At 69.9% G+C, this 13,642-nt stretch carries 12 protein-coding genes; 10 read left to right on the top strand and 2 right to left on the bottom strand.

Annotated features, from left to right (window positions below; all coding sequences use genetic code 11):
• Positions 1-90 precede the first annotated feature (90 nt).
• The gene (locus YS110_02695) at positions 91-900 is read right to left on the bottom strand and encodes an alpha/beta hydrolase (protein UJB63746.1); all 810 of its coding nucleotides are present in this window, start codon (positions 898-900) and stop codon (positions 91-93) included.
• A gap of 120 nt (positions 901-1,020) precedes the next feature.
• On the opposite strand from YS110_02695, the gene YS110_02690 reads away from it, so the two are divergent.
• The 5 genes from YS110_02690 to YS110_02670 all read left to right on the top strand — a co-directional run bounded on the left by YS110_02690 (position 1,021) and on the right by YS110_02670 (position 6,684).
• Complete coding sequence (locus YS110_02690) at positions 1,021-3,189, top strand: response regulator (protein UJB63745.1); 2,169 nt, start codon at positions 1,021-1,023, stop codon at positions 3,187-3,189.
• Positions 3,176-3,880, top strand: coding sequence for an RluA family pseudouridine synthase (locus YS110_02685; protein ID UJB63744.1), 705 nt, complete (start codon positions 3,176-3,178; stop codon positions 3,878-3,880). The genes YS110_02690 and YS110_02685 overlap by 14 nt, the downstream gene beginning before the upstream one ends.
• A 134-nt stretch (positions 3,881-4,014) precedes the next feature.
• Positions 4,015-4,776 (top strand): SDR family NAD(P)-dependent oxidoreductase, encoded by a 762-nt coding sequence (locus tag YS110_02680; GenBank protein ID UJB63743.1) that lies wholly within the window; start codon positions 4,015-4,017, stop codon positions 4,774-4,776.
• A 94-nt stretch (positions 4,777-4,870) separates the two neighbouring features.
• Complete coding sequence (locus YS110_02675) at positions 4,871-6,055, top strand: acetyl-CoA C-acyltransferase family protein (GenBank protein ID UJB63742.1); 1,185 nt, start codon at positions 4,871-4,873, stop codon at positions 6,053-6,055.
• Between the two features lie 119 nt (positions 6,056-6,174).
• Positions 6,175-6,684: a bacteriohemerythrin gene (locus tag YS110_02670; protein UJB63741.1), complete on the top strand. Its 510-nt coding sequence runs from the start codon at positions 6,175-6,177 to the stop codon at positions 6,682-6,684.
• A gap of 63 nt (positions 6,685-6,747) precedes the next feature.
• Here the strand turns inward: YS110_02670 and YS110_02665 are convergent, their stop codons facing one another.
• A complete protein-coding gene (locus YS110_02665; protein UJB63740.1) occupies positions 6,748-7,185 on the bottom strand; it encodes a universal stress protein in 438 nt (145 codons plus the stop codon).
• A 282-nt stretch (positions 7,186-7,467) separates the two neighbouring features.
• Here YS110_02665 and YS110_02660 point away from each other — a divergent pair, with 282 nt between their 5' ends.
• From YS110_02660 to YS110_02640, 5 genes are read left to right on the top strand one after another with little or no spacing between them, the layout of a single operon-like run.
• Positions 7,468-8,151, top strand: a complete 684-nt coding sequence (locus YS110_02660) for a TetR/AcrR family transcriptional regulator (GenBank protein UJB63739.1) — start codon at positions 7,468-7,470, stop codon at positions 8,149-8,151.
• A 10-nt stretch (positions 8,152-8,161) separates the two neighbouring features.
• Entirely contained in the window at positions 8,162-9,301 is a 1,140-nt protein-coding gene (locus YS110_02655) for an efflux RND transporter periplasmic adaptor subunit (protein ID UJB63738.1), read from the top strand.
• A 27-nt stretch (positions 9,302-9,328) separates the two neighbouring features.
• Positions 9,329-12,514: an efflux RND transporter permease subunit gene (locus tag YS110_02650; protein ID UJB63737.1), complete on the top strand. Its 3,186-nt coding sequence runs from the start codon at positions 9,329-9,331 to the stop codon at positions 12,512-12,514.
• 57 nt (positions 12,515-12,571) lie between these two features.
• Positions 12,572-13,285, top strand: a complete 714-nt coding sequence (locus YS110_02645) for a protein-L-isoaspartate O-methyltransferase (GenBank protein UJB63736.1) — start codon at positions 12,572-12,574, stop codon at positions 13,283-13,285.
• Between the two features lie 2 nt (positions 13,286-13,287).
• Positions 13,288-13,635 carry a sulfurtransferase gene (locus YS110_02640; protein ID UJB63735.1) on the top strand — a complete coding sequence of 116 codons (348 nt, stop codon included), beginning with the start codon at positions 13,288-13,290 and terminating at the stop codon, positions 13,633-13,635.
• Positions 13,636-13,642 lie beyond the last annotated feature (7 nt).

Below are 13,642 nucleotides of genomic sequence, written 5' to 3'. Positions count from 1 at the left end.
AGCTGCCAGCGCTTTCCACAGCCCGTTTTCAGGCAGTTTATTCCGCCAAAGCGAGATACAGCAAGCGCCAGCAGCTATGGTTTCAGGAGTTCACGGCAGTGCCCGCAGAAATGCCGCGATGCGCGCCAGCACCACCTCGGGCTGTTCGCGGTGCGGCACATGGCGGCAGCCCGGCAGCAGCGCCAGTTCGGCCGGCCCGGCCACGCTGGCGGCGATGCGCTCGGGCTGGCGCGGGGTGGCGTACTCGTCCTCCTCGCCGTGCAGCACCAGCGTGGGGCAGCGCACCGCGGCCAGCGCGGGCTTCAGGCTGTAGTCCGCGAACGCGGGCGAAAGCCAGGTGCGCGTCCAGGCCTGCAGCACCCAGGGCGCGCGCTCGCCGTGGTGGCGGGCCAGCCGCTGCATTTCCGCCGGGTCGGCAAAGGCGGCCTCGGCGGCGCGGATGCCAGCCAGCGTGCGCGGCTCGACGAAGCACTGCGCCGACTCGGTCACCAGCGCCACGCAGGCCGAGCCCGCCTGCGCCGCCGCATGGGCCGCCATGCCCCCGCCCACGCTGTGCCCCATGGCCACGAAGCGCGGCACGCCGCAGGCCGCGCGCAGCAGCGGCAGCACCTGGGCCGCCTCGGCGGGCACGAAGTCGAGCGCCAGCGCATCGCCGCGCGGCGCCGAGCGGCCAAAGCCCAGCCGGTCGTAGGCCAGCACGGCGCGCCCGGTGGCGGCGCACAGCCGCGCCGGAAAGTCGCGCCACAGGGCCACGCAACCCAGAGAATCGTGGAACAGCACGATGGGCGCTTGCGCCTGGGCCGCGCTGGCGGGCTGCCAGCGGCAGGCGTACAGCGCGCCCAGGGGGGTATCAATCCACAGGTCTTGCGCCTGGGGCATGGGAGAAGCGGGAACCGTCATGGCGCTGGATTGTGGCCGGTTGCGCATTGCCCCCGCGGCCTGGCGCCGCAGGCACCGGGCGTTCTCGGAGACAATCCCTGCAACGAACCGAACCGCCCAGCGCCATCCCCGCTCCACGCCATGAGCCGCCCCGACCTTTCCTTCCTGTTCCAGAACTGGACGCCCGACGAGCCGGAGCCGGAGCAGCCCCTGGCCGGAGACGACCCGCTGGCGCCGCGCCCGCCCAGGCGCCCGCGCGACCCGATGGACGACCTGGTGAACGAGCTGCGCAACTACCAGTTCGAGCTGGAGACGCAGAACAAGGTGCTGCGCTTCAGCCAGGCCTCGGCCGAGAGTGCGTCCGAGCGCTTCGAGACACTGTTCTCCAGCGTGCCGCTGGCGCTGATGGTGATCGACGAGCACGACATGGTGGTGCAGGCCAACTCCATGGCGCACCGCTCGTTCCAGCCCACCGAGCGCGACCCGCACCTCATCTCGCTCATGCCCTTCGTCAGCGAGGCCGACGCCGAGCGCGTGCGCCGCGCCTTCCTCACCGCGCGCACGCAGGGGCGCGCCGACACTTCCGAGGTGGTGTTCAACATCGGCGAGCACGCGCGCATGACGGGCGACCTGCACATCGCCTGCATCGAGGCCCAGCAAGGCAGCCTGCTGCCGCTGCGCCAGTACCTGTGCGCGGTGATCGACCAGGGCCCGCTGATCGCCGAGCGCCAGACGCTGCAGCAGCGCAACGAGCAGTTGCACGCCAGCGAGCGGCGCCTGGAGGCCGTCATCAACTCGGCGCTGGACGCCATCATCTGCGTCGACCAGCACCAGCGCATCACCGTGTTCAACCCCACGGCGGCGGCGCTGTTCCAGTGCGCCACCAGCGACGCCCTGGGCAGCCCGCTGCAGCGCTTCCTGCCCGAGGCGGCGCGGGCGCTGGAGCTGAACCAGCTCGCCACCCAGGCCATCCTGGGCGAGATGACCGCGCGCACCGCCGCCGGGCGCGAGCTGGCGGTGGAGGTCAGCGTCTCGTTCGAGCGCCACAGCGAGGGCGAGACCACCACCGTGTTCGCACGCGACCTCACCGGCCGCAAGAAGGCCGAGGAGCGCCGCGGCGAGCTGGAGGTGCAACTGCGCGAGTCGCACAAGATGCAGGCCATGGGCACGCTGGCCGGGGGCATCGCGCACGACTTCAACAACATCCTCAGCGCCATCCTGGGCAACGTCGAGCTGGCCAAGGGCGACGCGCTGGCGCAGGACCCGCAGTCGCCCATCCTGGAGAGCCTGCGCGAGATCGAGAAGGCCGGGCGCCGCGCGCGCGACCTGGTGCGCCAGATCCTCACCTTCAGCCGCAACGAGCCGCTGCAGCGCGGCGCCGTGCGCATGGCCGAGGTCATGCACGACACCGAGCGCCTGCTGCGCGTGACGCTGCCGCCCACCATCGACCTGCAGGTGCAGGCCCCGGCCCACCTGCCCCCGGTGCTGGCCGACGTGACGCAGATCGAGCAGGCCCTGCTGAACCTGTGCACCAACGCCGTCCACGCCATCGGCGACGCGCGCGGCAGCGTGCTCATGCAGGCCAGCCAGGTGCACCTGGACCAGCGCCAGTGCGAGCGCCTGGGCCTGTCCCTGGGCGCCTACGTGGCGCTGGACGTGCGCGACAGCGGCCCGGGCATGGACGCGGGCACCCTCTCGCGCATCTTCGAGCCGTTCTTCACCACCAAGCCGGTGGGCCAGGGCACCGGCCTGGGCCTGCCCGTGGTGCATGGCGTGATGCGCAGCCACGGCGGCGGCATCGACGTGCACAGCCGCCCGGGCGAAGGCGCGTGCTTCACGCTGTACTTTCCGGTGGCGTCCGAGGCCGAGCAGGCCCGCGCCCTGCCCGCGCCGGCGCCCGCCGCGCCCGCACTGGCCAGCCCGCCCGCCTCGGCGCGCCAGCACCACGTGATGTACGTGGACGACGACCAGGCGCTGGTCTTCCTCGTCAAGCGCCTGCTGGGGCGGCGCGGCTACCAGGTCAGCGGCTTCACCGACCCGCACGAGGCCACCGCCGCGCTGCAGGCCGACCCGCAGCGCTACGACCTGCTGGTGACCGACTACAACATGCCCGGCTACTCCGGCGTGGACCTGCTGCACGCCGCGCGCACCATCCGCGCCGACCTGCCCGTGGCGCTGGCCTCGGGCTACGTCACCACCGAGATCGAGCAGGCCGCGCTGGCCGCCGGCGCGCGCGCGCTGATCCACAAGCCCAACGACGTGGACGAGCTGTGCGCCACCGTGGACCGCCTGCTGCATGACGCGCCCTGACCCGGCCGGTGCGCCGCCGCCCGGCGGCGTCGAATGCCTGTACCAGGACAGCGACCTGCTGGTGCTGGCCAAGCCCCCCGGCCTGCTGTGCGTGCCCGGGCGCGGCCCGGACAAGCAGGACTGCCTGAGCGCCCGCGCCCAGGCGCGCTGGCCCGGCGCCCTGGTGGTGCACCGGCTCGACCAGGCCACCTCAGGCCTGGTGCTCATGGCGCGCCACCCCGAGGCCCAGCGCCGCCTGGGCGACGCCTTCGCCCAACGGCGCGTGGACAAGCGCTACCAGGCCGTGGTGCGCGGCCTGCCCCGGCCGGATGCCAGTGCCGCGGGCACTAGCGGCTGGAGCCTGGTCGACCTGCCGCTGATCGCCGACTGGCCCAACCGCCCCCTGCAGAAAGTGGACCGGGAACACGGCAAACCCAGCCAGACGCGCTGGCGCAGCGTGCGCCACGACGCAGCGCGCGGTGTCACGCTGCTCGACCTGGAGCCGCTCACCGGCCGCTCGCACCAGCTGCGCCTGCACCTGGCCAGCATCGGCCACCCCATCCTGGGCGACACGCTGTACGCCGACGCCGCCACGCAGGCCATGGCGCCGCGGCTGCTGCTGCATGCCTGCGCGCTGGCCTTTGCCCACCCCATGGGCGGCCAGGACTGCCGCTTCGCGCTGCCGCCGGATTTTGGCGAAACAGGCCTCTAAGCCTTTATAGTAAAGCGCTAATAGCTCTCTTTTCAGGAGCAAAAGCGCAGAAATCCGGCCAAGCGGAATGTGCCCGCGATGCCCGGCGCCGCCCGCGTGCCAGCGCCTGGGCGGCGCGCGTTTACCATTGCCCCATGCCTCTGCATCTCTACATCCTCACCGGCGGCTCGCGCGGCATGGGTCTGGCCATGGCGCAGCAGCTCCTGCAACCCGGCCACAGCCTGATTTGCATGGCGCGCAACGCCAGCCCCGCGCTCAAGGCACCGGAGGGCGCCACGCTGGCGCAGTGGACGCTGGACCTGGCCGACGGCGCGACCGCTGCCCGCCGCCTGGCCGACTGGCTCCACGCCCAGCCCGACAGCGCCTACGCCAGCGCCACGCTCATCAACAACGCGGGCGTGATCCCGCGCATCGCGCCACTGGCGCAGTGCGCCGATGCCGAGGGCCTGGCCGGCCTGGCCCACGCACTGCGCGTGGGGCTGGAAGCGCCGATGCAGCTCACCGCCGCCTTCCTCGCCGCCACCGAAGGCTGGGCCGTGCCGCGCAAGGTGCTGAATATTTCGTCGGGCCTGGGGCGCCGGGCCATGGCCTCGCAGTCCGCCTACTGCGCGGCCAAGGCGGGCATGGACCACTTCACCCGCTGCCTGGCGCTGGACGAGGCGGCCAAGCCCCATGGGGCCAGGGTGTGCGCGCTGGCGCCGGGGGTCATCGACACCGGCATGCAGGTCCAGCTGCGCGGCGCAGACCATGCGGCCTTTCCGAACCAGCCCAACTTCGCCCAGCTGCAGGCCACGGGCATGCTCACCTCGCCGCACGACGCCGCCGCGCGCGTGCTGGCCTGGCTGCAGCGCCCGGACTTTGGCGCGGAGCCGGTGGCCGACGTGCGCCAGCCGTGAGAACGCTATGCCCTCGATAGCTGCCAGCGCTTGCCACGCAAGGGCTGGAGCCTGATTTTCCTTGCAACCCACCACCCTCGACAGGAGAGAAACCATGACCCGTGAAGTCGTCGTCGTCAGCGCCGTGCGCACCGCCATCGGCACCTTTGGCGGCAGTCTCAAAGACGTGCCCCCCACCGAACTCGGCGCCACCGTGGTGCGCGAATCCCTCGCGCGCGCCAGCGTCGAGGGCAAGGACGTGGGCCACGTGGTGTTCGGCCATGTGGTCAACAGCGAGCCCAAGGACATGTACCTCTCGCGCGTGGCCGCCCTCAACGGCGGCTGCGCCGAGGGCACGCCCGCCTTCAACGTGAACCGCCTGTGCGGCTCGGGCCTGCAGGCCATCGTCTCGGCCTCGCAGGCCATTTTGCTGGGCGATGCCGACATCGCCATCGGCGGCGGCGCCGAGAACATGAGCCGCGCGCCCTACGCCAGCCTCGCCAGCCGCTGGGGCGCGCGCATGGGCGACACCAAGATGATCGACATGATGATCGGCGCGCTGCACGACCCGTTCCACACCATCCACATGGGCGTGACGGCCGAGAACATCGCCGCCAAATGGGGCATCACGCGCGAGGAGCAGGACCAACTGGCAGTGGAGAGCCACCGCCGCGCGCAGCAGGCCACCGAGGCGGGCTACTTCAAGGAGCAGATCGTGCCCGTGATGCTCAAGAGCCGGAAGGGCGAGGTGGCCTACGCCACCGACGAACATTTCCGCGCCAACGCCACGCTGGAAGACATGGCCAAGCTCAAGCCCGTGTTCGTGAAGGAGAACGGCACGGTGACGGCGGGTAACGCCTCGGGCATCAACGACGCCGCCGCCGCCGTGGTGCTGATGGACGCCAAGGCCGCCCAGGCGCGCGGCGCCAAGCCGCTGGCACGCCTGGTGGCCTACGCGCACGCGGGCGTCGATCCGAAGTACATGGGCATCGGCCCCGTGCCGGCCACGCAGATGGCGCTGAAGAAGGCAGGCCTCACGGTGCAGGACCTGGACGTGATCGAGGCCAACGAGGCCTTCGCCGCCCAGGCCTGCGCCGTGAGCAAGGACCTGGGGCTCGATCCCGCCAAGGTCAACCCCAACGGCTCGGGCATCTCGCTGGGCCACCCCATCGGCGCCACGGGTGCCGTGATCACCGTCAAGGCACTGTATGAGCTGCAGCGCATCCAGGGCCGCTATGCGCTGGTGACCATGTGCATCGGCGGCGGCCAGGGCATCGCGGCGATCTTCGAGCGCATGTAACGCCCTGCCAGGCCAGGATGGACTTGACGTGTGCAGTGCAGCAAACGTGATGTGCATCAAGACACGGCTGTCACACGGCTTCCATACTTCCAGAATATCTTTGGATTTTGGAGAACTCCATGGCAATCCTGGCCTGGGTACCAGAGCTCGATACCGGCATCGACGAGATCGACCGGCAGCACCGGCGCATCGTGGACTACATCAACAAGCTCTACGAACTGCGCGAATCGCCGGACCGGGAAGCCCTGGGCGACGTGATCGGCGAGATGGTGGACTACACCCTCTCGCACTTCGTCTTCGAGGAAACCTTGATCGAGAACGCGGGCTACATGTTCGCCGGACCGCACAAGAAGGTGCACGAGCTGTTCACGCGCCGCGTGTCCGAGATGCAGACCCGCTTCGACGCCGGCGAGGACGTGGCCGCCGAACTGCACGGCATGCTGTCACGCTGGCTGTTCAACCACATCCGCAACGAGGACCACGGCTACGTCGATGCCGCCAAGACCTACCTGCGCATGGCGCGCGGCAACGAGCAGGCGGAAAGGGAGCGGCTCAAGGCCGAGCTGCTGCAGGAGCTGGAGCAGCGCCAGCAGAAGAAAGGCTGGCTGGCCCGGCTGCTGTCGCGCTGAACGGCCCCCCCAATGAACAACGGCTCCCGAGGGAGCCGTTGCCGTTTGCGGAAAAGAACCGCCTCAATCACGCACGACCAGGACCGGCACGTGCACCACGCCCAGCACGCGCTGGGTGACGCTGCCCAGCATCAGCTTCTCCAGCCCGCGGCGGCCGTGCGAGCCCATGACGATCAGGTCGGCGTCCACGCTCGACAGCACGCGGCCGATGCCCTCGTGCACGGCATGGCCCTCGCCCACCAGGGTGTTCACTTGCACGCCAGCGTCCTCGAACACCTTCTTGGCCTCATCCAGTGCCTGGTTCGCCTCGGCCGTCGCCGCGCTCAGGTACTGGGCCTGGCCATAGGCGAAATCGGCGCCCACGCCGGTGAAGGGATAGGGGTCGATCACATACAGCACCGTGACCACGCTGCCAAAAACCTTGGCCAGGCCGACGGCCTTGGCCACGGCCTTGGTCGAGGTCTCGGAGCCATCCACGGGAACCAGAATGTGCTTGAACATGGCTTTTCTCCTTCAGTAAAGCAAGCAATAAGACTGCACAAGAGGAATGCTATCCCTTTTCACGCGCCGCACTTTGCAATAGAGCACCCCACGCTCCATTTCCGCCAGGAACTCGCGCTTGCGCGTGCGCTTGGTCGTCAGGTTCAGGCATGGCGGCGGTGCGCCTTCCTGCGGTGCGGGCGGTCGAGCCGTAGCGCTTTTCGGACACACGGGTAGCGCCTTTGCGTTGACGCCCGGCCCGCTTGCGGGCTAATATTACTAACCAGTCAGTCATTAAAAACAGTGTCCACTCCCACCCCACCTCCTTCCGCCGAATCGGGCAAGCGCAGCCGCCGCAAGGAAGCGCGCCCCGGCGAACTGCTCGACGCGGCGCTCGACCTGTTCGTGGAGAAAGGCTTTGCCGCCACGCGCGTCGAGGAAGTGGCTGCGCGGGCCGGCGTCTCCAAGGGCACGCTGTTCCTATACTTTCCGAGCAAGCTGGAGCTTTTCAAGGCCGTGGTGCGCCACAACATCGCCGGCCGTTTCGACGAATGGAAGCTGGAGATGCAGACCTTCGAGGGCAGCTCCAGCGAATTGCTGCACTACTGCTTCTTCGTGTGGTGGGAGCGCATCGGCTCCACCAAGGCCTCGGGCATCACCAAGCTGGTCCTGAGCGAAGCCGGCAATTTCCCCGAGGTTGCGTCGTTCTACCGCCAGGAAGTGATCGAGGCGGGACTGGCACTCATTCGCCGGATCCTGCGCCGCGGCATGGACAGCGGCGAATTCCGCGCCGTCGATCTCGACTACGCGATCTACATCGTGCTGGCGCCCATGATTTTCCTCATGACCTGGCGCCACTCCGTCGGCATGTGCGTGCCCGACGAACTGGGCCTGACGCCCGAGGAGTACATCCGCGTGCAGGTCGACAACATGCTCCACGGGCTGTGCGCCAGCCAGCCGCCCTCCTCCCCTCCCCCCACTTTCTGACAACCCTTCCATGAAACGCTGGATCCCCTGGGTGGCGGCAGCCATCGTGATCGGCCTGCTGGGCAGCGGCGCGTGGCGCGCCATGTCGGCGCGCAAGGCCCAGCAGCAGGCCTTGGCCCAATCCACGCAGCAACGCGCCGAAACCGTGCTGGCGCTGCAGCCCGGCGAGACGGTCGCCGTGCAGCGCCAGGCCCTGGCGCTGGACCTGCCCGTTTCGGGCACGCTGCGGGCGCTGCGCTCGGCGGTGGTGAAGGCGCGTGTGGCCGGCGAGCTGCAGGACTTCGCGGTGCGCGAGGGCGACACCGTGCGCGCGGGCCAGGTGCTGGCGCGTATCGACCCCACCGAAAGCGCCGCCCGCCTGCGCCAGGCGCAGCAGCAGGCCGACGCGGCCAAGGCCCAGGTGGCCATCAACGAGCGCCAGTACACCAACAACCGCGCCCTGGTGGCGCAGGGCTTCATCTCGGCCACGGCGCTGGAGGCTGCGCAATCGAGCCTGCAGGCGGCCCAGGCCAGCTACCAGGCGGCGGCAGCCGCCGCCGACGTGGCACGCAAGGCACTGGACGACACCACCCTGCGCAGCCCGCTGGCGGGCCAGGTGGCACAGCGCCTGGCGCAAAGCGGCGAGCGCCTGGCGGTGGACGCCCGCGTGGTGGAGGTGGTGGACCTCTCGCGCCTGGAGCTGGAGGCGCTGGTGGCTCCCGCCGACGCGGCCCAGGTGCGCGTGGGCCAGCAGGCGCGCCTGCAGGTCGAGGGCAGTACCCTGCCGGTGGCAGCCACGGTGGTGCGCATCAACCCCAGCGCCCAGGCGGGCAGCCGCGCCGTGCCGGTGTACCTGGAGATCGACACCAGCCGCGCGGGCGCGGCGGTGCCCGTGCTGCGCCAGGGCCTGTTCGTGCAGGGCACGCTGGAGACGGGCCGCGCCGAGGTACTGGCCGTGCCGCTGGAAGCCGTGCGCACCGACAAGCCGCTGCCCTACGTGCAGGCGGTGGAAAACGGCCGCATCGCGCACCGCGGCGTGCGGCTGGGCGCGCGCGCGCAGCACGAGGGCGCCACCTGGGTGGCGGCCGAAGGCCTGGCCGAAGGCGCGCTGATCGCCACCGGCGCGCTCGGCGCGCTGCGTGAAGGCACGGCCGTGCAGATTTCCCGCTGACTTCCCGCCGACGAAAGCGCCCCCGCCATGTGGTTCACCAAAGTCAGCCTGCGCAACCCCGTCTTCGCCACCATGGTGATGCTCGCCTTCGTGGTGCTGGGCCTGTTCGCCCTGCAGCGCCTGAAGGTCGACCAGTTCCCGAACATCGACTTCCCGGTAGTGGTGGTCATGGTGGACTACCCCGGCGCCTCGCCCGAGATCGTGGAGAGCGAGGTCACGAAGAAGATCGAGGAGGCCGTGAACTCGGTGGCGGGCATCAAGGCCGTCACCTCGCGCAGCTACGAGAGTTCGTCGGTCGTCATCATCGAGTTCCAGTTGCACATCGACGGGCGCAAGGCCGCCGAGGACGTGCGCGAGAAGGTCGCCACCGTGCGCCCCAACCTGCGCACCGAGGTGAAGGAGCCGCGCGTGGTGCGCTTCGACCCGGCCAGCCGCCCGGTGTGGACCATGGCCGTGCTGCCCGACGATGCGCGCGGCACGCCGCTCAGCGCGGTAGAACTGACGAGCTGGGCCGACCAGACATTGAAGAAGCGCCTGGAGAACGTGCGCGGCGTCGGCGCCGTGAACCTGGTGGGCGCCACCAAGCGCGAGATCAACATCTACCTCGACCCGCGCGCGCTGGAAGCCTTCGGCATCACGCCGGACCAGGTAGCCGCCGCCGTGCGCAACGAGAACCAGGACCTGCCGCTGGGCGCCATCCGCTCGCTGGCGCAGGAGCGCGTGGTGCAAATCGACGCGCGCATGCAGCGCCCCGAGGATTTCGGCCGCATCATCGTCGCGCGCAAGAACGGCGCGCCGGTGCGCGTGGAGCAACTGGCGCGGGTGAACGACGGCGCGCAGGAGCTGGAGAGCCTGGCGCTGTTCAACGGCGCGCGCACGCTGATGCTGTCGGTGCAGAAGTCGCAGGACGAAAACACCATCGAGGTCGTCGATGGCCTGAACCGGGCCGTGGCCGAGATGCAGGCCGAGCTGCCGCCCGGCGTGCGGCTGGAGACCGTGAGCGACAGCTCGCGCCCGATCCGCGTGGCCGTGGACAACGTGCGCCAGACGCTGATCGAGGGCGCGCTGCTCACGGTGCTGATCGTCTTCCTGTTCCTCAACTCGTGGCGCTCCACCGTCATCACCGGGCTGACGCTGCCGATCGCGCTGATCGGCACCTTTTTGTTCATGCACTGGTTCGGCTTCACCGTGAACATGATCACGCTGATGGCGCTGTCGCTGTGCGTGGGCCTGCTGATCGACGACGCCATCGTGGTGCGCGAGAACATCGTGCGCCATGTGCAGATGGGCAAGGGGGCCTACCAGGCGGCCATGGACGGGACGCAGGAAATCGGCCTGGCGGTGCTGGCCACCACCCTGTCCATCGTCGCGGTGTTCCTGCCCATCGGCTTCATGGAAGGGATCATCGGCAAGTTCTTCCACGAATTCGGCATCACCATCGTGGCGGCGGTGCTGATCTCGATGTTCGTCAGCTTCACGCTCGACCCCATGCTCTCCAGCATCTGGCACGACCCGAGTATCCACGCCCACGGCCAGCCCGGCGGCGCACCGCGCACGCTGTACGACAAGACCATCGGCCGCGTCACCGGCTGGTTCGACGGCGCCACCGAGCGCCTGGCGGAGTTCTACCAGCGCATCCTGCGCTGGTCGCTGGCGCACAAGCTGGCCACGCTGGCGCTGGCCGCCGCGATCTTCGTGGTCAGCGTGCTCATGGTGCCGCTGCTGGGCACGGAATTCGTGCCCAAAGCCGACTATTCCGAAACCACCATCAACTTCTACACCCCCGTGGGTTCGTCGCTGGAGGCCACCGAGGCCAAGGCGCGCCAGGTGGAGGCGCTGGTGCGCGAGCTGCCCGAAGTGCGCTACACCCTCACCACCATCAACACCGGCAGCGCCCAGGGCAAGATGTACGCCAGCGTCTACGTGCGCCTGGTGGACCGCAAGGCGCGCACGCGCAACGTGGACGCCATGTCGGTCGTGCTGCGCGAGCGCCTGAGCGCGGTGGCCGGCATCACCGTGACCCACGTCGGCCTGCTCGACCCCGTGGGCGGGCAAAAGCAGATCGAGTTCTCCATCCAGGGCCCGGACCTGAAGGAGCTGGAGCGCCTCACGGCGCAGGTCACGGCGAAGCTGCGCGACATTCCCGGGCTGGTCGATCTCGACTCCAGCCTCAAGCCCGACAAGCCCGTGATCGACGTCGAGGTGCGGCGCGACGCCGCTTCCGACCTGGGGCTGTCCGTGGCCTCCATGGCGGCCTCGCTGCGCACGCTGGTGGCCGGGCAGACCGTGGGCAACTGGCGTGCCGCCGACGACCAGACCTACGACGTGAACGTGCGCCTGGCGCCCGAGGCGCGCAACCAGCCGCAAGATTTGGAGCGCCTGCCCTTCGCGCTGGCCGCCGCCGATGGCGGCACGCGCATCGTGCGGCTGAACCAGGTGGCCAGCGTGCGCGAGACCACCGGCTCGAACCAGATCAACCGCCGCGACCTGATGCGCGAGGTGGCCATCAACGGCAACGCCGACCAGCGCTCGGTGGGCGAGATCTCGGCCGACATCCGCCGCGTGCTCGACACCGTGGCCTTCCCGCCCGGCTACCGCTACCAGTTCGGCGGCTCGACCAAGAACATGCAGGAATCGTTCGGCTACGCGCTGTCGGCGCTGGTGCTGGCCATCGTCTTCATCTACATGATCCTGGCGAGCCAGTTCAAGAGCTTCCTGCAGCCGCTGGCGCTGATGACCGCCCTGCCCCTGACGCTGATCGGCGTGGTGCTGGCGCTGATGATGTTCGGCTCGGCGCTGTCGATGTTCTCCATCATCGGCGTGGTCATGCTCATGGGCCTGGTGACCAAGAACGCCATCCTGCTGGTGGACTTCGCCATCCGCGCGCGCGAGGAGCACCACGACGACGCCGGCCAGACCGTGCCCGGCCTGCCGCGCGAGCAGGCCCTGCTGCTGGCCGCGCGCGTGCGGCTGCGCCCCATCCTGATGACCACGCTGGCCATGATCTTCGGCATGGTGCCGCTGGCCTTCGCCCTCAGCGAAGGCTCGGAGCAGCGCGCGCCCATGGGCCAGTCGGTCATCGGCGGGGTCGTCACCTCGTCGCTGCTGACCCTGGTGGTCGTGCCCGTGGTCTATTGCTACATGGACGATCTGGCGCAATGGGTGCGCCGGCGCCTGGGCCATGGCGGCGGCGCCAGCGGCCAGGCCCATTAAACTCAAGGGTTTGTCCTCACCTCCCCCACACCTGCCCACATCCGCCTGGAGAACGCCATGAGCCTGCCCCTGAACACCACCGCCACCCACCCCGATGACCTGACCACGGTGGCCCGCTACCACATGATCGAGCAGCAGATCCGCCCCTGGGACGTGTCGGACAGCGAAGTGCTCGACCTGCTGTCGCGCCTGCCGCGCGAGGAGTTCGTGCCCGCGGCCTACCGCGGCATGGCGTTCATGGACATGGAAATTCCCCTGCTGGGCCAGGCCGACGAGGCGTTGCGCCTGGGCCACTGCATGCTGGCGCCGCGCGTCGAGGCCCGCCTGCTGCAGGACCTGCAGGTGCAGCCCACCGACCGCGTGCTGGAGATCGGCGCCGGCTCGGGCTACATGGCCGCCCTGCTGGCGAGCCGCGCCGAGCGCGTGGTGTCGCTGGAGATCGACCCCGCCCTGGCGCAGACCGCGCGCGAAAACCTGCGCCGCGCCGGCATCCAGAACGCCGACGTGCGCCAGGCCGACGGCGCGCGCGACCCGATTCCCGACGGCCCGTTCGACGTCATCCTGCTCAGCGGCTCCGTGGCCGAAGTGCCGCAAGGCCTGCTCGCGCTGCTGCGCGAGGGCGGGCGCCTGGGCGCCATCGTGGGCCAGGAGCCGATGATGCGCGCCACCTTCGTGCGCCGCACGGGCAGCCAGTTCGAGACCACCCAGCCGTGGGACACCGTGGCGCCGCGCCTGCAGGGCTTCGCCGAACCCTCGCGCTTCACGTTCTGAGCATGATTGCGCAGGTCCGCCCCAACGAACTCGAAGCCTGGCTGGCCCAGGCCCGCGCAGCCAGCGGCACCGAGCCGCTGGTGCTGGACGTGCGCGAGCCCTGGGAGCTGCAAACCGCCAGCGTGCGGCCCGGCGGCTTCGCCTTCGTGCACATCCCCATGGGCGTGCTGCCGGTGCGGCTGGGCGAACTCGACCCGGATCGCCCGGTGGCCTGCCTGTGCCACCACGGCGGCCGCAGCATGCAGGTGGCGGCCTTCCTTGCGCACCAGGGCTTCGCGCAGGTCGCCAACATCGCCGGGGGCATCCACGCCTGGGCGCTGGAGCGCGACCCTTCCGTTCCTTGCTACTGACACTACT

It is taken from the genome of Acidovorax sp. YS12 (assembly GCA_021496925.1).
In the GTDB taxonomy this organism is placed as follows: Bacteria; Pseudomonadota; Gammaproteobacteria; order Burkholderiales; family Burkholderiaceae_C; genus Paenacidovorax.
Note: the sequence above shows the minus strand (reverse complement) of the source record. Positions and strands in the feature narration are given on the sequence as shown.

Excerpts from the sequence above, each read along its gene's own strand:
- YS110_02675 (UJB63742.1), top strand. The coding sequence starts at position 4,871 with ATGACCCGTGAAGTCGTCGTCGTCAGCGCCGTGCGCACCGCCATCGGC.
- YS110_02680 (UJB63743.1), top strand. The coding sequence starts at position 4,015 with ATGCCTCTGCATCTCTACATCCTCACCGGCGGCTCGCGCGGCATGGGT.
- YS110_02665 (UJB63740.1), bottom strand. The coding sequence starts at position 7,185 with ATGTTCAAGCACATTCTGGTTCCCGTGGATGGCTCCGAGACCTCGACC.
- YS110_02695 (UJB63746.1), bottom strand. The coding sequence starts at position 900 with ATGACGGTTCCCGCTTCTCCCATGCCCCAGGCGCAAGACCTGTGGATT.
- YS110_02670 (UJB63741.1), top strand. The coding sequence starts at position 6,175 with ATGGCAATCCTGGCCTGGGTACCAGAGCTCGATACCGGCATCGACGAG.
- YS110_02640 (UJB63735.1), top strand. The coding sequence starts at position 13,288 with ATGATTGCGCAGGTCCGCCCCAACGAACTCGAAGCCTGGCTGGCCCAG.
- YS110_02655 (UJB63738.1), top strand. The coding sequence starts at position 8,162 with ATGAAACGCTGGATCCCCTGGGTGGCGGCAGCCATCGTGATCGGCCTG.
- YS110_02685 (UJB63744.1), top strand. The coding sequence starts at position 3,176 with ATGACGCGCCCTGACCCGGCCGGTGCGCCGCCGCCCGGCGGCGTCGAA.
- YS110_02650 (UJB63737.1), top strand. The coding sequence starts at position 9,329 with ATGTGGTTCACCAAAGTCAGCCTGCGCAACCCCGTCTTCGCCACCATG.
- YS110_02690 (UJB63745.1), top strand. The coding sequence starts at position 1,021 with ATGAGCCGCCCCGACCTTTCCTTCCTGTTCCAGAACTGGACGCCCGAC.
- YS110_02645 (UJB63736.1), top strand. The coding sequence starts at position 12,572 with ATGAGCCTGCCCCTGAACACCACCGCCACCCACCCCGATGACCTGACC.